This is a genomic window from Bacteroides sp. 1_1_30 (genome assembly GCF_020982715.1).
Taxonomy (GTDB): Bacteria; Bacteroidota; Bacteroidia; order Bacteroidales; family Bacteroidaceae; genus Bacteroides; species Bacteroides xylanisolvens.
On record NZ_JAJKHN010000039.1, the window covers coordinates 44,158 to 61,494 of the forward strand.

The following is a 17,337-nucleotide window of genomic DNA, read 5'->3' on the forward strand; positions in this document are numbered from 1 at the left end:
AACTCTGATTGGATATGTTTAACTTGCGTTCGTGTGTCTAAAACATACTGTTATCGTCCATCATTAAATGATATTATGGCTAGAAATTTGTATCTTAGCGCCCATGTTGGGTTGCTAATCCGGTAACCGTGTATGTTTGTTTTTATAATACTTCTAAAATAAAAAAACGATGTTTCAGAAACTTGTAGCTATAGAGCCGGTCAGTCTGGTTCCGTCGGCCGAAAAAGCGTTGTATTCATTTGCCGGTCAGGTGGTGATGTATCCTGATGTACCCGCGAGTGATGATGAAATCATTGCCCGTATCGGAGATGCCGATGCGGTGCTTTTGAGTTATACCTCCCGTATCAACCGGTATGTACTTGAATGTTGTCTGAATGTGAAATACATTGGAATGTGTTGCTCGCTCTATTCTCCCGAAAGTGCGAATGTCGATATTCGCTATGCCAATGAACGGGGTATCACGGTAACAGGTATCCGGGATTATGGTGATGAGGGAGTGGTAGAATATGTCGTCAGTGAGTTGGTGCGCTGTTTGCATGGCTTCGGGCAGGAATCGTGGGAGGAGTTACCTCGTGAGATCACCGGCTTAAAAGTCGGAATAGTCGGATTGGGTAAGTCGGGCGGCATGATAGCGGACGCTTTGAAGTTCTTTGGTGCTGATATTTCATATTATGCCCGCAGTGAGAAAGAAGCGGCTACTGCCAAAGGATATTGCTTTTTGCCGTTGGAGAAACTCCTTGCAGAGAGTGAAGTCATTTGCTGTTGCCTTAATAAAAATACGGTTCTGCTGCATGAAGAGGAATTCAGGCAGATGGGTAATCGGAAAATCTTATTCAATACCGGTTTGTCGCCGGCATGGGATGAGGCAGCTTTCGCTGAATGGCTGGAAGGTGACAACCTTTGTTTTTGTGACACGATAGGCGCGTTGGGGAGTGAGCAACTGCTCAATCATCCGCATGTACGTTGTATGCAGGTGTCTACTGGCCGCACGCGTCAGGCGTTTGACCGCCTGAGCGCAAAAGTATTGGCCAATCTGTCAGAATACAATGGGTGATGTGATATTAATCAGGGTGCTCACTACTGACCACCCTGCAATATCCGATGTAGCACTATAAATGTCTACTACGGCATGCACCTGGTCATTTTTGATTTCTACCCTTTGCGTATCTCCCACAAATCCGGGGGTAGATTGTATGGATACCTGCATGTTCTCCGGACCGACAGAAGCTCGTGAGGCGGCAACTGTAACATTCACTTTGGTTGGAAAGAGGCGAATAGCTTCCGCAGCACTTCCGGAGAAAACAGTACGTTGCTCCGTTTGCAAGGAATCATCATAAACGGGAGTTCCTTTGAGTCCGTTAGGACCTTTTTCATTGAAGAAGCGGGCCGTCGTATTTCCCATCAGAGAGGCAGTTCTTAAAACATCGAATCCACCGGTAGCTCCGGATGCGATATAGATTCGTGTACCATTTGCCTTGGCTGTTTCTGTCACTTCCCGATAGAATGTCTCGTCTGCTAAAGCACCGATAGACAAGGTAATGACAGAGGTTCCGTTTCTCAATGCTGGCAAAGCCAATTCCCGCATAGCGGCAGGAGAGGCCGATTCCACCAGATAATCTGGTTTTAATGCTAATAACTCTTCCAATGTGGCGCAAGCAATGCAAGGCTTGCCATGTTGCTGCATTTTATGAACGATGTGCGCTGCTTTTGAAGCCGTACGCGAATAGACACCTACCAAGTCATAATCTGGTAATAAGCCTTTGACAACTGCATCCGCAACGATTCCTGCAAGTCGTCCACATCCTACAATGACTAATTTTTTCATGCAACAAAGATAATACTTTTATTGGTAAGAGCTTGGATTGGTAATATGGTATTTATTTTCATCAGGTCTGTATCTGGGAATGGATTTGTCTGATAGAGTAAGACTCATTTTTATTAATAATAATGTAACATATACTCTGTCTGGCTTCTGTTTTTTCTTTATAATAGTCTGTTTGTTCCTTTAATTTATGAGCCATTTATAGTTAGGTTACGAAGATTTTCTCTACATTTGTCCGGTTAATCTCTATCATCTCATACTCACTAAAGTCTATCCGCCCAATGAAAAAGAACTGTCTACTCTGCTTTTTGCTCTTCTTTTCCTGTTATTCGGCTTTTGCTGGTGAAAGCCTGGATTCATTGTTGAATGTGCTTGATAAAACGATTAAGGAAGCCGATACTTATGTACAGATCAAAGAGAATAAACTCCATGAACTGAAAAAAGAAGCACGAAAGACACCTCCCGTTTCTGTCGAACGCTATCATCTGAATAACGATATTTATCTTGAATATAAAGCATACAGTTCCGATTCCGCACTCCACTATCTGAATGAAAATATGCTGCTGGCCCGCCAGTTGAATGACAAAGAGCGGGAACTTAAAATTCAATTGGAGCTATCCTATCTGTTATCCTCCATCGGAATGTATATGGAAGCAGCGGATATACTTAACTCGATTGATCGTCAGACACTTCCATCGTCTCTTTTGGGATATTACTATACTTGTTACGAGCATGTATATTTCGAAGCAGGAGCGGCACAACCCCGATATAAGATGTTTGCTTCCCGTTATGCAAAATTGAGCCATGCATACCGTGATTCGATGCAGGTCACTTTAGATCCGTCCTCGGCTACATACCTGTGGTTGCGTGAGACGCAATTAAGAGAAGCCGGAAAATACGATGAGGCTCTTGAATTCAGTGACCGCCGGCTTGCGGAGGCTTCTTTCGGCACACCTCAATATGCACTGGTAGCCTATCAGCGTTTCCGCCTTTTTGAGAGCATGGGCAAGAAAGACGAGCATTTGTATTATCTGGTGCTTTCAGCCATTTCAGATGTGCGTTCCGCCATTAAGGAGCAATCTTCTTTGATGGTACTGGCACAAGAACTGAATAGAAAAGGAGATTTGAAACGTGCCTATGACTATATCAATTTCTCATGGGAAATATCACAATTCTATAAAACGCGGTTGCGGAGCTGGATGAATATCACCCCGCTTTCTATGATAAACGGGAATTATCAGGATATTATCAAGCAACAGAACCGGGAATTACTGATCTATATTGCGTGCGTAGCCTTGTTGGCATTACTGTTGGTGATCGCATTAATCTATATCTACCGGCAGATGAAAGCCCTTTCCATCGCGAAAAAAGGATTGCAGGAAGTAAACGAACGGCTCTTCTCGTTAAATGAAGAACTCGAAGAAGTGAACCGTCATCTTCGTTCCACCAATCTCGAGCTTTCCGAGTCCAATCTCATTAAAGAAGCCTATATTGCCCGTTTCTTCAAACTGTGCTCTGTATATGTAGACCGTTTGCAAGCGTACAGAAAGCTGGTAAACAAGAAACTGCAACGCGGACAAGTGGCAGAGTTGCTCAAAATGACACATCTTAGCAATGACATTGTAACCGTTGAAGTGCAAGAATTATATGCGAACTTTGATTCCGCTTTTCTGCATCTCTTTCCTAATTTCGTGGAATCTCTCAATGCCTTATTATTGCCGGATGAGCAAATTGTTTTGAAACCGGATGAACTACTGAATACCGAACTGCGTATTTTTGCTTTGATACGTTTGGGAATAAAAGACAGTTCGCAGATTGCGGAACTTCTGCATTACTCGGTGAATACAATCTATAATTACCGTTCGAGAGTAAAAACAAAAGCACGTGTTTCACGAGACGATTTTGAAGATTTGGTGGCAAAAATCCGTTAATAAAATCTGTGCCCAATCTACCTTTTAATGTGAGCTTGTTTAGAGGTAAGATATTAATAATCAAGTGGTTATTTCTTTGAGAGAATTGTAGATTTCCACTTATATTCCCTTTGCTATTTTTTATCGGGGCATTTCCCTCTATTTTTGTCATAACCGAACGGAACGAATAGGTTTCGCCTTCGGGAGTTCCTTTTTTTATTAACCTTTATAGAAATACAAATGAAAAATGAATTACTGCATTTTTTTGTTCCGGAAAAAGGAAGAAGAACAAAACGCCAGCCGATAAGCTGGTTATGCTGTTGGGCTATTCTATTGGGAATAGTCTGCAACGCTTGCTCTGACGATGATCCTGTAAAAAAGAATCCTTACCTGCAAGTAAGTACCCGTGCCCTGCTGAAAGAAGTGGTGGAGGTCAAATTCAACAACATTGATGGAAATACCGATATTACTGTCGATTTTGGTGACGGGACGGTCAAGGAAGGAAAAGCTGCTACCCCTATCACTTATGCTTATACCCAAAGTGGTGACTACACGCTGCATGTTACGGCAGGTCAGTATGAGGTGCAGAAGAGAATCCGTATCTATAATCTGTTGGCACTGACGGAGGCGATGAAGCAATTCAGAGAGCCGGACAACAAAAAAGTATGGGTCATGACACACCGGGCGCACACGTCGGACAGAACTGTTCCCGAAAATTCAGTCTCTTCCGTAGAAGATGCCATTGATTCGGGCGCGGAAGTGATCGAGTGTGATACTCATGTGACAAGTGACGGAGTGGTAGTGGTATGCCATGACCAAACCATTAATGCCACTACGGATGGCACAGGCGACATCACAAAAATGACCTATGCGGAATTACAGAAGTACAACCTGAAAGACCGGAATGGCCGGGTGACTGATGAAAAAATGCCTACTCTGGAAGAGTTTCTGAAAGCAGGCCGAGGTAGAATTTATTACAATCTCGACTACTCTCCGCGCACGGCTACTTCGCAGCAGGTGGTGGATATCGTGATGAAACTGGATATGATGGAATCTGTATTTTTCTATTGTAACAGTGCGCAGAAAGCAGAAGAAGTATTGGGCATTACTCCTAAAGCGCACGTGTACACATGGACAGGAAGTCATAAACCGATGATAGGGCTGCCGGGCAATTACTTTGTGCAATACAGCTACCTGACAAACGGAAAAAGCACTCCTTTGGGAAGTTCAATCAATGACGGAATGCTTGCTACGGTAAATATGCTTCCGGCAAGTGGCAGTAGCGTATCCGAATGGACACTGAACGAGGATTATCTGAATGAACTCTTGCAAATCTATCCGATGGTATGTATGATACAGACGGACTTACCGGACTTGTTGATTCCGGCATTACAGGCAAGAGGGCTTCGTTAACTTTATCATCTAATATAAAAATCATCTATTTATGAGAAATATTCATTTCAAAACGTGTACCTGTCTGTTAGGTATATTGCTGATGCTGTTTTCCGGTATTCAGGCAAGAGGAGCTTCTTTAGAAGTGCAGCAGGAACGTAAAATATCCGGTACGGTGATCGACGAAAAGGGGGAACCTGTCATCGGAGCTTCGGTGGTAGTTGTAGAGACGAAACAAGGCACCATCACCAATATCGACGGTAAATTTCAGGTGAATGCTCCGCAGAACGGTCGCCTGAAAATATCCTATATCGGTTATGAGACACAAGAGGTGGCTATCAAAGACCGGCAATTACTGAAAATCGTGTTGAAAGAAGAATCCACAGCGTTGAATGAAGTGGTAGTGGTGGGTTATGGTACGATGAAACGGAAAGAAATGACCTCGGCTATTTCCCATGTCGGTGCGAAAGACCTGAATCAAATCTCCAGTCTCGATGCTTCCATGCTGTTGCAGGGGAAAGTATCCAGTGTATCTGTTTCCAATACGGCTTTGGCCGATCCGAACAGTACGGGAAGTATCCAGATTCGTGGCATATCTTCGCGTAATGCCGGGCTGGGCCCGTTGATTGTTGTAGACGGAGTGCCAGGAGGCGATATGACGAATATCAATCCCGCCGATATTGAATCGATCGATGTGTTGAAAGACGGTGCCGCTTCCGCTATCTACGGTACACGGGGTAGCAACGGTGTGATCCTTGTGAATCTGAAAAAAGGAACCCGTGACGGGGAAGTGCATACGACTTACAGTGCTGCCGTCACCTTCAATAAAGCAAAGAAAGAGCTCGACATTATGAATGCGGAAGAATATCGTGCTTACCGCACGGTTTCCAATCCACTTTCCGATATGGGAGCCAGTACGGACTGGTTTGATGCCGTTACCCGTTTGGGAGTGACACACATGCACACGTTGACCTTCTCCGGAGGCAATGCGAGAACCAATTATCGTGTAACAGCCGATTATCGCAAAGCGCAGGGAATTGACTTGCGTTCCGACCGTAGGGAATATGGTGCGCGTGCTACCATCAGCCACACAACGAAAGACGGCCTGTTTACCTTTGCAGCTAACATGACTCCCCGTGTCATCGACCGGAACAAGTCAGCCAGTGTCTATGGCAGTGTCATCAAGAATAATCCGACAATGCCGGTTTATGATCCTGAATCAGCTAACGGATATTATCGTTTTCCGTCTGGAGGCGACAGCTCGAATATTGTCGAACAATTGAATGAGGAAGAGAATGGCACAGAGATTAAATTGCTGGAATGGAATGCTACTGCTGCCGTTAATTTGTTGCCGTTGTTCAATCCTAATAATCCGAACATGGTCTTGAAATCACAGGTTACTGTTTCACAGTATCAGGTGGATAAGTTCAACGGATGGTTCATTCCGTCTACTTATGGTCCCAATGTCAATTCGGGCGTTGCCGGAAAAGCGAGCCGTGACTTTGATAAAAACACTAACAACAATCTCGAATGGGTGACCAACTTCTCTACACGCATCAAGGATCATCAAATCCGTGCAATGGTAGGTTATAGCTACAATTATGGGGTAAGTTCGGGTATGGGAGCCGAAAACTGGGACTTCTCTTCCGACGGATTGACGTACAATAATCTGGGCTCCGGTCTGGAAGCAGCCAAAGAAGGAAAAACCATGATGAGTTCTTATAAAAATGACCATAAATTAATCAGCTTCTTCGGACGTGTCAATTACGATTGGAAAGAGCGCTATCTGTTCACTTTCTCTTTACGCCACGAAGGTTCCTCCCGCTTTGGTGAGAATCATAAATGGGGTAATTTCCCGGCGATATCTGTCGGCTGGCGTATCTCGGATGAGAAGTTTATGAAAGGACTCTCATGGATTGACGACTTGAAAGTGCGTTATGACTATGGGGTGACAGGTAATCAGGAAATAGGTAATTACCAGTCTTTGGCAACCTATAGAGCCTATGGCTGGTATCAGTATGGCGGCAACAACTTCCATGTATGGGGACCGAGTAAGAATGTCAATTCGGAACTCCGTTGGGAGAAAGGGCACAATCAGAATATCGGTTTGGACTTCTCGCTCTTCAAGCACAAAGTGACCGGGTCATTTAACTATTTCCACCGTAAACAAAGCGATTTGCTCGGTAGCTATTCCGTATCGGTTCCGCCCAATTTGTTTTCTACTATCTATGCCAATGTAGGTACATTGCGCAATACCGGTTTCGAGCTTGACATAACCGTAAATGCTGTCCGGACAAAGGATTTCACTTATAGTTTCACCTTAGTGGGAGCTACCAATAACAATAAGTTTGTCAGCTTCTCCAATGATGTATACAAGGGACAGAAATATTACTCCACCTGCAACATGGCGAATCCTAACAATCCGGGATATTTGCAGCGGATTGAAGAAGGCGAACGTATCGGCAACTACTTCACCTACCGCTATGCAGGAGTGGATAAAAAGGGTGACTGGCTGATTTATGACAAGAAAGGAAATGTGATTCCTGTTGCGCAGGGTACGGAAGAAGACAAGGCAGTGACCGGAAACGGTTTGCCGAAATTCACCGGTTCTATGACGCACAACTTCACTTACAAGAACTTCGACTTGACTGTTGCCCTCCGTGGTGCTGCCGGGTTTGATATATTCAATGTGCACGATTTCTATTTCGGCTTGCAGAGTATGAGTACCAACCAGTTGACTACCGCCTATTCGAAGAATGCGCATATCATGACGGGTAAGAATGTGATTACCGACTATTTCATCGAACCGGGTGATTACCTGAAGATAGACAACATCACTTTAGGATATACCATGAACCTGAATAAGAAGTATATTGAAAAGATACGTTTGTTCGGCACAGCCAACAATCTTTATACATTCACGAAGTTCACCGGTGTAGACCCTTCTACCTACGAAGTGAACGGACTGACGCCGGGTACTTTCGGAGGAGGATACAACTATTATCCGTCTGCCTTCCAGTTTATTTTAGGTTTACAAGTTAGTTTTTAAAAAAAGAACCATTATGAAAATAACAAAATATATCATAGGATTAAGTATGATGGCGGGCACAGTGTTAGGCTTACCGTCTTGTACGGATCTGTCGGAAACGGTGTATGACCAGGTGATGTCCAAAAACTATTATAACACGAAACAGGATGTTATCAACGCCGTTTTCCGTCCCTTTGAGCACATGTATTGCTGTATCTGGATACGCCATGAGAACGAGGAACTTCCCGCAGACCAGTTGATTACTCCCACTCGTGGCACTTGGTGGTACGATGGAGGTTTGTGGGAAATGTATCACCGTCATCAATATGATGATATCAATCAGGGCGACTGGTTGAGCGAATGGGAAAACTTTTATGTAGGTATCGGCCAATGTAATATGGTATTGGACGACTTGAACCAATTGAATCCGTCCAATTTTGGTTTGAGTGACAGTGAATTTGAAAGTTTTAAAGCACAGTTGCGCTGTATGCGTGCCTGGGGTTATCTCCGTCTGTTGAATACCCATCGCAACTGTATTCTCACCACTACATCAGACCAGGCTGTGAACGAACTGCCGGAAAACCGGAAGCAAGTCTCTCCGCAAATAATGTTCGATTTCATCGAGAGTGAATTGAAAGATTACTGTCTGGCAGCTTTGCCCGTCAAGAGTGGACAATCTGGGAATGGTAGCCAACAGGGACAGTTCACGAAAGCTGCTGCGGCATCCTTATTGGTGCGTCTCTATTTGAATGCGGAGGTATGGATTGGTCAGGCGAAATGGCAGGAATGTATCGATATGTGTAAACGTATCACGGGAGGAGAGTTCGGATATTATGCGATTGCCGATAACTGGTATGAACCTTTCGACTGGAACAATGAAATGTGCAATGAGGTGATCTTCGGTTTTCCCGGTTCTTACGGGCTGACCAGCTGGCATCTGCAAAATGACAGAAGAACGGTTTACGGACGTGGTTTGCCTTATGGTAGTGCGTATTACCTGAAAATAGAGGGAAACGGCGAACGGAATCCGAAATACGCGCTTTCACCGAGCTATGACAATCAGCAGCCACGCGAACTGTTCGACTATGGATTGGGAATGGTTACCCGGAAGTTTGCCAAATATCAGGGGGACATACGTTATAAGCAATATGTAAACACCGGTAACAATACCCGCGAAGGTATGTTTTTTCTCGAAGGTAAGATTGCCAACTCCGCTGTCAGTGGAGGATATGCCAAGAACCCGGATAATCAATATGTGATTTATTTGCGTGACCAGGTCGGACGATTTGAGGGAAATGCAGAGTCAGGTTATATCTCTAATCCGGCTTATAAGGAATCTAAATTGGGTAATGGTGACTTCAATTCCGGACTTTACTGTGTGAAGTATCCTTTCTATCCGTTTACCGGAGGTTATTATATTGAGTCCGACTATACAGAGATTCGTTTGGCAGAGATTATTTATTCTCAAGCTGAAGCCCTTCTCCGTCTCGGACAAGCAGGTGAGGCTGGCAAATTGCTGAACAGCGTGCGTAAGCGCAACTACGAAAACTTTACAGCGAATATCGCTTACCAGCCGGAAGGCAACGTGGTACTCGATCAGAAAGAAATGTTGGATGAGTGGGGACGGGAATTTCTGGCGGAAAGCCGTCGTCGTACAGACTTGATTCGTTTCGGCAGGTATCAGGAAGCATGGTGGGACAAACCACGGGATGCGGACAATCATTATGAACTGTTCCCCTTGTCGCAGACACAACTGGAACAGAATGAATACCTGAAACAGAATCCCGGTTATCCGGATATTGCCCGGTGAAATCGGTGAATTTGTGATTATTCTTATCTAATGTACAAGTTAAAAAAGAAAGAAAATGAAAAATAGTTTATTCATAATATCGAAGCTATGTATGCTGGCTTTCATTCTCCTGTTGGCACAGGGATGCCAGGAAGACTATGAGATGATAGATCCGCCGATGATGACCGACTACGACGATGATCTGGACGAAGAAGTGATTATGCAGAAAGGACTGGAGAGTTACTTCGTGACTCAATTCGGTGAAGGGGAAATGGATGGTAGTTCCTGGGAACAGGCGTTGGATGTGGCTGGCTTCCGTAAGTTGTTGAGCGGTTCTGTCGATCTGTCCAAGAGTACGATTTACATGAGTCAGGGGAAATATGTCATGTCCGAAGAAAGTGGACTTGGTGTAATTGTTCGCAAGAATGTAAAGGCGATTAAGGGCGGATATAGTCAGTTTAGCGAAGGGACCGATGTTTCGGCACGTGATATAGATGCGTATGTGACTGTTATCAGCGGCGATGTGAACGGAAATAAACAGGCGGATGCCGGTGACTGTGGTTTGTTATTGGTGAAGAAAGGGCATATTGCCATTGAGGGAGTTACTTTCCAATATGGATATGTGTCTGAAGCAGATGCCAGTACAACCGAATGTGGTAGTGGAATTTACGTGAGCGGTGGTGTCGGTGATACTTCCATCGAGTTGACCGATTGCGTGATTAGAGATTGTACGTCAGCAGTAACGACTTCTGCCAAGCAGGGTGGTCCGGCAGTCTTTGTCTTGTCGGGACAGGTGCGGCTGAATAAGGTGAACTTGCTGGATAATAAGGCTGTCGGTCGTGGAGGAGCTGTTCGTTGTAGTAGCAAGACAGCGGTGGTGTTTATGAATGGTTGTCTGTTGAAAGGCAACTCTCATAACGGCTCGTGGGGAAATGGAATTCAGATGTCGGAAGGACATATCTGTATTAACAATACCACGCTGATAGATAATATGGGGACGGGTGCCGCTTTGAACGGAGGAGGAAGCATCCTGCTGACCAATAATACAATCATTGGAAATGCGAGCGATACTCATGGAGCGGTACGTTGTGAGACAGGTGCCGGTGGTGATACGAAGTTTATTAATAACCTGTTGATCTCTGAAAATCCTTCGGCTCCGAGCTTTAATCTGAATGGCAGTAACTTTGAAGCCTTCTCAAAAGGATATAATGTGTATCAGCGCGTGACGGGAATAACGATGAGCGCGTCCGACACGGCTTATCCCAATCCGGTGAATGGCACGCTGAATGAAAAGGGAGTGTATGTGTGGGATCTCAATCTGATTGGTTCGGTAAAAGGATATGCTACCAAACAGGCGGTGATAGAAGTTGCGAAAAGTTTTAATCCGGTGGCTTCGCCTATTGCTGATTTGGGAGAAGTGTTTGTGGAATGGATCGGTGAAGATGCTTTCGGTATAGACCAACGCGGAGTGACTCGTAATGCGAACAAGATGCAAGCCGGTGCTTATGATGCGGTTCTGACAAATTAAACTTTAAAACGACTGTAACATGAAGAAGATATTTTATATAATAGCTTTGGGTATCGCACTAGCCGGATGCTCAAACAACGAGGATGAGTTACTATCAACGGGCAGTTTCCCCGAAGATCATGTCATCCGCGTCATTACCGAAGTGAATGAACCTCTGTCGCGTGCAGGGTATGACGCCATGAATCTGGAACGTTTCGGATTAATGATCCGGAACAGCGAAAATGCTGCTTATAACTATCATAAACAAATGGTTGGTTCCGGCAGTGCATGGAGTACGTCTGACGGTCAACAGATGCTTTGGGATGCAGAAAGAACACCTGTGACGATGATAGCGTATGCGCCATTTATGAGTGAAGCCACTCCGGACGCTTCGTTGACGGTCAATGCGTTAACCAACCAGTCTACCGAAGAAAATGTGAAATCCTCCGATTTCCTGTTGATGAAAGCAACAGTTGACCCGGAGCAGGATTTGACGGCAGATGGGAAACTGAAAATCTCTTTGAATCATGCCATGAGTAAGTTGATTATAAAAATCACGGTCAATGGTACGACGGATGCTTCCATGAGTAAGTTAGGAGATATGGCTATCAATGGGGCTGTTGTCAATGCCACTTGTGATTTGTCAGCAGCGGCTCCGGTAGTTGTTCCTGCGGCGGATGCGGTAGTGGCAACTGTGGCTCCCTATAAAGGGACGGAATCTTGCGAATGTATCCTGCCTCCTCAAAAAATAGCAGAGGGCTTCTCTGTCAATTTCAGCTATGACGGGAAACTGTATATCTGGACTGCTAAAGAGGCCATTGAACTGGAAGAAGGAGTGGAACATACCTTAACTCTCAATGTAAACACAACAGTCCGACTGGCTGCTAAAATGGCCAGAAATTGGGCAACCGGGCAACTTATCGACCGGAATTAAAGAAGGAGGAGATAAACGATGAAGATTACAAAACTGATATTGGCTGCGTATTTACTGACGAGTATGGCGGCTTGTGATACAGATAAGAATATAGCTATGTATGGTGAAGATTCCGGTGCTATCCGGATTGAAGCCTCTATTAATACTGCCTTTACCCGCAGTAATCCCGGTGCGGCGGGAGATCAGCAGAAACAATTTAATGAGGGTGATGAGATTCAGTTAAGTTGTGAGGATGGGTATTTGAGCTATGTACTCTCGGAAGGAAAATGGATACCGACGGATAACTATTATTTAAGGTGGGGTGCGGAGCCGGTGACTTACTCGGCTTTCTATCCGGTGGTGAGCGGAGCCAGTACGGCCAACTTTACACTTCCCACCAACCAGCAACGTCTGGAAAACCTGGCCAAAGCCGACTATATGACATGTACTGTGGAGAATGCAACAGATGATGGTTCCCGTATTCTTCGTTTGGGTATGAACCGGAAAATGGCAAAAGTGATTATGACGCTTGCAGATGTAGGCGGACAAGGCAAGGTGCAGGGAGTAAAGATCGGTTCTTATCAGGGATACACGAATGGTGAAGTGGTATCGGGCACTTCTTTGATATCACCGTTCATTACAGTTCCCGAAGGTGGTAAGGCAGGACAGAACGGTTGTACTTATACTGCCATCGTAGCTCCCGGAAAAGCCGGAACCACCGCTACCTTTGTCTCTTTGAATTATTTGGGAGAAGATTTGGTATTACCCGGTATTCCGGAATTGAAGCCCGCAAAGTGTTATGAATTCACGCTGAAAGTGGAAGGTTCGATTATAAGTATTAGTGAACCCATTGTGTCTCCGTGGGATAGCGGTACTTTGCCGGGAGGAGATGCGGAAGAACTGCAGCTTGCGGCTTATTACGTAAAAGAACAGCCTGCCGGAAACGCAACCGGTATGGATTGGGATAATGCTATGGGAGTGGATGCGCTGCGCAACTTGTTACAAACGAATGGTAACAGTGACATCTCCAACGCCAATGCAGTCAAACTGGATGGCAAGAAGATTTATGTAGCTGCAGGCTCTTATGAGATGGCGAAAGAAAATTCCGGCGTGAAGATAGAATATAGCGGTTATAGCAAGCAAGTGGAAATAACGATTGAAGGCGGATATGATCCTTTAAGCACGGGAACGGACTTGACGAAGCGTGACATTAGCAAACACACGACTGCTTTTGTCAGAAATGCCGGTAGTGGAGCGTCTGCGACATCCAACTCTTTATTAGTATTGGGCAATCAGACAAATATTATTTTCGACGGTTGTACTTTCAACGGACAATATGGATTGAACGATGCAGGAAGTGTCCGTGCCGTATTTGTTGCGGCAGGTGGAGGTGATGCAACCCTGCAACTGAATAATTGTGTCATCAAGAACTTCAATCGCGGAAGTGATGGTGGAACAGATGGTGGAGCAGCCGTTAAAGTATCAAAGGGAAGAGTCTTGCTAAATGATGTAGAGATGGTGAATAACAAGGCGACCGCAAGGGGAGGAGCCATCACTACCACCGCTGCAAACAGCTTCCTGTTTATGAACAACTGCTTGTTGCATGAGAATTATGCACCGGGCGCCTGGGGAACTGCCATTCATGCCGGAAACGGATATGCCTGTATGAATAATGTAACCGTACTAGGTACCACCGCTACCGGAGGAAATAGTATCACAGTCAATGGAGATGCTTATTTTATGCTTGCCAATACTACCATTGTTGGAAATTCAGGTAATCCGAACGGTGTCTTCCGTGCAGGGAAGAACGCGTCTCTGGTGGTCAACTCTTTATTTGCCAAAGGAGCCGGAAACAGGACGATTTATGCAGGTAATATCACTTCCGGCGGATATAATGTATATCAGGCTGCGGATGCAGGCTGGGGAGCTATTGCTACGGACACGGACTATTCATCCCAAACTCTTCCCGCCGCAATTTTGACCGATGGTGTTTACCAATGGACGGTAACCGGTACTATTGATGAATTTGCAACGAAACAGGCTGTAATTGATGCGGTGAAATCTTTCGACGCAACTGTGGGACAGCAATTTATCAATTGGGTGGGTGAAAACGGCTTTGGAGTAGACCAACGAGGAGTTGCCCGTAATGTCAACAAGATGCAGGCTGGTGCTTATGATGCCGGGTTGTAGCAGTGAGGCAATAGGTAGTTGAACAAAATTGAGCAGAAAGATTAAATAATGATAGATATGAAGAAAAGCAGGTTTATAGTGCTTTTGTTACTTTTCTGTTTGCAGCCAGGTTTCCTGGCTGCACAACGGGCGGAGGCCATCCGCAAGGATGTATTGAATCCGTGCCTGGACAAAGTATTGGTGGTGGCGCACCGTGGAAATTGGAGTATTGCCCCCGAAAACTCCCTGGCGGCTATCGATAGTGCTATTCGGATGAAAGTGGACATTGTAGAGATTGATATCCGTAAGACGAAAGATGGTCAGCTGGTACTGATGCATGATGATACGGTAGATCGCACCACCAATGGTACAGGAAAAGTGAAAGATAAGACATTGGCTGAAATAAAGCAACTTCGGTTGAAAGATAAAGACGGCCGACTGACGGAACATACGGTTCCTACTTTGGAAGAAGCTTTGCTGGCTGCCAAAGGCCAGATAATGGTTAATCTGGATAAGGCTTACAGCATTTTTGATGATGTATATGTGATATTGAAGAAAACCGATACTGCCGATTTAGTGATAATGAAAGGTGCCCAACCCGTGGAGACGGTGAAGCGGGAGTTTGGTTCTTATCTGGATAAGGTAATCTATATGCCTGTCGTAACGATTGATGAGGAGAAATCGATGAAGGTGGTCGAGGACTATATGGAACAGTTGCATCCGGTTGCTTTTGAGTTGTGTTACCGGAATGTTGCAAGTCCGGTGCCTGCCCGGATGGAACGCAGGCTGGCAGGGAAAAGTCTGATTTGGTATAACACTTTGTGGGCTTCTCTGGCAGGAGGACATGATGATGAGGCTGCCAGGAAAGATCCGGACGCAAGTTATGGGTATCTGATAAACAAGTTGGGAGCAAGAATCCTCCAAACAGACAGTCCGGCTTTTATGCTCGATTATTTGAGAAGTAAAGGATGGCATGACTAATCACTAAGACTAAATTTATGAATGATATAAAGTTTTCTTTATGGGCAGCGGGATGGTTGTTCATCCTGCTCCTTGCAGGCAGTTGTAAGTCGGCGAATGAGTCGAGAGCTCCGGTTGCTTTAACCTGGGAAATGGGAAGCTACGATGGAAATGGTAAATATTATGAGAATTCTTTTGTACTGAAGAATGTTTCGGATGCTCCTATAGGAAAGGATTGGGAGATTTATTATTCGCAGTTTCCCCGTTCGATCCGGCAGGATGCTTCGTCGTCGGTTAGGGTAGAGGAAGTAAATGCGACTCTTTTTAAAATATATCCGGGAGAAGGATTTCTTTCACTGGCTCCGGGAGATTCATTGAAAGTGATATTCCAGTGTGACGGGGAAGTGCCGAAGAATTCACATGCGCCCGAAGGGAGTTATTGGGTAAGTCAGTCGGGGGCATCGAAAGGTAAGCCGTTGCCTGTGACGCTGCATACCGTTCCATTGCCTGTTACGGAATGGCAAAGGACGGCTGCACGGAAGACGTACGAAACCAACCTTCGTTTACTAAATGCAGATACTCCGGAGTTCCGGACGACGGATATCATACCTTCCGTAAAAAAGATATTTGTTACCGGAGGGGAAACGGTGTTGGAGAAACAACTTGCTTTGACTTTCCATGAGGATTTTGCCAATGAAGGAAAACTGTTGAAAGAGAAGCTCACCGCATGGCATGGATTGGAAGTTGTGCCGGAAGCCTCGGTAACCATTGTCTTGGATTATCTCTCTGACAGGAAAAAAGCAGTCAATGAGGAATATTATGAACTGTGCATTGACGGTCAGCAAATAAGGATTAGTGCCGCTACTCCACATGGAGTTTTTAATGGTACACAGACCTTGTTAGGATTGCTGAAAGGGCAGGAAAGCCTGTTCCGGTTGGAAGCAATGTCTATACAGGATTATCCGGACTTATTATACCGGGGACAGATGCTCGATATTGCCCGGAATTATACAACGGTGGATCACTTGAAGAAGCTGATTGATATACTCTCTTCTTACAAACTGAATGTGCTCCAGTTCCATTTCTCGGATGATGAAGGCTGGCGGCTGGAAATTCCGGGATTGGAGGAGCTGACTGCAATCGGTTCGCGGCGGGGACATACAACCGATGAAAAGGACTGGTTGTATCCGGCTTATGATGGCGGATATGATCCGTATGCCGCAACATCGGGAAATGGTTATTATACCCGGGAGGAATTCATTGATTTATTACGATATGCGGCGGAAAGACATGTGCAGGTCATCCCGGAAATAGAATCCCCCGGCCATGCACGTGCGGCGATTGTGGCAATGAATGTACGTTATAAGAAATACATCGATACCGATCCGGAGAAAGCGAAAGAATATCTTTTGAGTGACTTGCAGGATACTTCCCGATATATTTCGGCACAAGCCTATACGGATAATGTTATGAATGTAGCCTTGCCCTCCACTTATCGTTTTATGGAAAAGGTGATTCAGGAAATAGTGGCTATGTATAAGGAAGCCGGTGCACCGCTGACTACCATCCATTTGGGAGGTGATGAAGTGGCTAAGGGCGCATGGATGGGTTCCCCTTTATGTAGGGCGTTAATGGAAGAGCAAGGCATGGAAAAGGCGCATGACCTGGCCGAATATTTCATCACCCGGGTAGCTGATTGCCTGCAACAGCATCATTTGTCTTTTAATGGCTGGCAGGAAGTGGCTTTGGGGCATCAAAAAGACACTCATACTTAGGGATATTCAGTAAATGTTCCTCTTTCTAAAAAATCAAGAGAAAAGCTTTGCTTTACGTGAGCTTTTCTCTTG

General features: G+C 45.1%; 10 protein-coding genes and 1 pseudogene. 10 read left to right on the plus strand and 1 reads right to left on the minus strand.

What is annotated here, in order from left to right:
- Positions 1-169: 169 nt before the first annotated feature.
- Positions 170-1,054, plus strand: a complete 885-nt coding sequence (locus LPH68_RS13170; RefSeq protein ID WP_004309884.1) for an NAD(P)-dependent oxidoreductase — start codon at positions 170-172, stop codon at positions 1,052-1,054.
- Here the strand turns inward: LPH68_RS13170 and LPH68_RS13175 are convergent.
- Positions 1,037-1,825, minus strand: a complete 789-nt coding sequence (locus tag LPH68_RS13175) for an aspartate dehydrogenase domain-containing protein (protein WP_008023860.1) — start codon at positions 1,823-1,825, stop codon at positions 1,037-1,039. The genes LPH68_RS13170 and LPH68_RS13175 overlap by 18 nt on opposite strands.
- Before the next feature lie 278 nt (positions 1,826-2,103).
- On the opposite strand from LPH68_RS13175, the gene LPH68_RS13180 reads away from it, so the two are divergent.
- The 9 genes and pseudogenes from LPH68_RS13180 to LPH68_RS13220 all read left to right on the plus strand — a co-directional run.
- The gene (locus LPH68_RS13180; protein ID WP_008023862.1) at positions 2,104-3,753 is read left to right on the plus strand and encodes a DUF6377 domain-containing protein; all 1,650 of its coding nucleotides are present in this window, start codon (positions 2,104-2,106) and stop codon (positions 3,751-3,753) included.
- Positions 3,754-3,972: 219 nt separating this feature from the next.
- Entirely contained in the window at positions 3,973-5,145 is a 1,173-nt protein-coding gene (locus LPH68_RS13185; RefSeq protein WP_008023863.1) for a glycerophosphodiester phosphodiesterase family protein, read from the plus strand.
- 31 nt (positions 5,146-5,176) lie between these two features.
- Entirely contained in the window at positions 5,177-8,173 is a 2,997-nt protein-coding gene (locus tag LPH68_RS13190) for a SusC/RagA family TonB-linked outer membrane protein (RefSeq protein WP_008023865.1), read from the plus strand.
- 13 nt (positions 8,174-8,186) lie between these two features.
- Complete coding sequence (locus tag LPH68_RS13195; RefSeq protein ID WP_008023866.1) at positions 8,187-9,962, plus strand: RagB/SusD family nutrient uptake outer membrane protein; 1,776 nt, start codon at positions 8,187-8,189, stop codon at positions 9,960-9,962.
- Positions 9,963-10,017: 55 nt separating this feature from the next.
- Positions 10,018-11,469: a right-handed parallel beta-helix repeat-containing protein gene (locus LPH68_RS13200; RefSeq protein ID WP_008023867.1), complete on the plus strand. Its 1,452-nt coding sequence runs from the start codon at positions 10,018-10,020 to the stop codon at positions 11,467-11,469.
- A gap of 19 nt (positions 11,470-11,488) precedes the next feature.
- Complete coding sequence (locus tag LPH68_RS13205; protein ID WP_008023868.1) at positions 11,489-12,382, plus strand: fimbrillin family protein; 894 nt, start codon at positions 11,489-11,491, stop codon at positions 12,380-12,382.
- 18 nt (positions 12,383-12,400) lie between these two features.
- Positions 12,401-14,551: a fimbrillin family protein gene (locus LPH68_RS13210; protein WP_008023869.1), complete on the plus strand. Its 2,151-nt coding sequence runs from the start codon at positions 12,401-12,403 to the stop codon at positions 14,549-14,551.
- Between the two features lie 57 nt (positions 14,552-14,608).
- A complete protein-coding gene (locus LPH68_RS13215) occupies positions 14,609-15,511 on the plus strand; it encodes a glycerophosphodiester phosphodiesterase family protein (RefSeq protein WP_008023870.1) in 903 nt (300 codons plus the stop codon).
- 17 nt (positions 15,512-15,528) lie between these two features.
- A pseudogene (locus tag LPH68_RS13220) lies at positions 15,529-17,259 on the plus strand (family 20 glycosylhydrolase); the annotation flags it as partial.
- Positions 17,260-17,337 lie beyond the last annotated feature (78 nt).

Coding starts and splice junctions, on each gene's coding strand:
- LPH68_RS13195 (WP_008023866.1), top strand. CDS start 8,187: ATGAAAATAACAAAATATATCATAGGATTAAGTATGATGGCGGGCACA.
- LPH68_RS13205 (WP_008023868.1), top strand. CDS start 11,489: ATGAAGAAGATATTTTATATAATAGCTTTGGGTATCGCACTAGCCGGA.
- LPH68_RS13215 (WP_008023870.1), top strand. CDS start 14,609: ATGAAGAAAAGCAGGTTTATAGTGCTTTTGTTACTTTTCTGTTTGCAG.
- LPH68_RS13180 (WP_008023862.1), top strand. CDS start 2,104: ATGAAAAAGAACTGTCTACTCTGCTTTTTGCTCTTCTTTTCCTGTTAT.
- LPH68_RS13200 (WP_008023867.1), top strand. CDS start 10,018: ATGAAAAATAGTTTATTCATAATATCGAAGCTATGTATGCTGGCTTTC.
- LPH68_RS13175 (WP_008023860.1), bottom strand. CDS start 1,825: ATGAAAAAATTAGTCATTGTAGGATGTGGACGACTTGCAGGAATCGTT.
- LPH68_RS13190 (WP_008023865.1), top strand. CDS start 5,177: ATGAGAAATATTCATTTCAAAACGTGTACCTGTCTGTTAGGTATATTG.
- LPH68_RS13170 (WP_004309884.1), top strand. CDS start 170: ATGTTTCAGAAACTTGTAGCTATAGAGCCGGTCAGTCTGGTTCCGTCG.
- LPH68_RS13210 (WP_008023869.1), top strand. CDS start 12,401: ATGAAGATTACAAAACTGATATTGGCTGCGTATTTACTGACGAGTATG.
- LPH68_RS13185 (WP_008023863.1), top strand. CDS start 3,973: ATGAAAAATGAATTACTGCATTTTTTTGTTCCGGAAAAAGGAAGAAGA.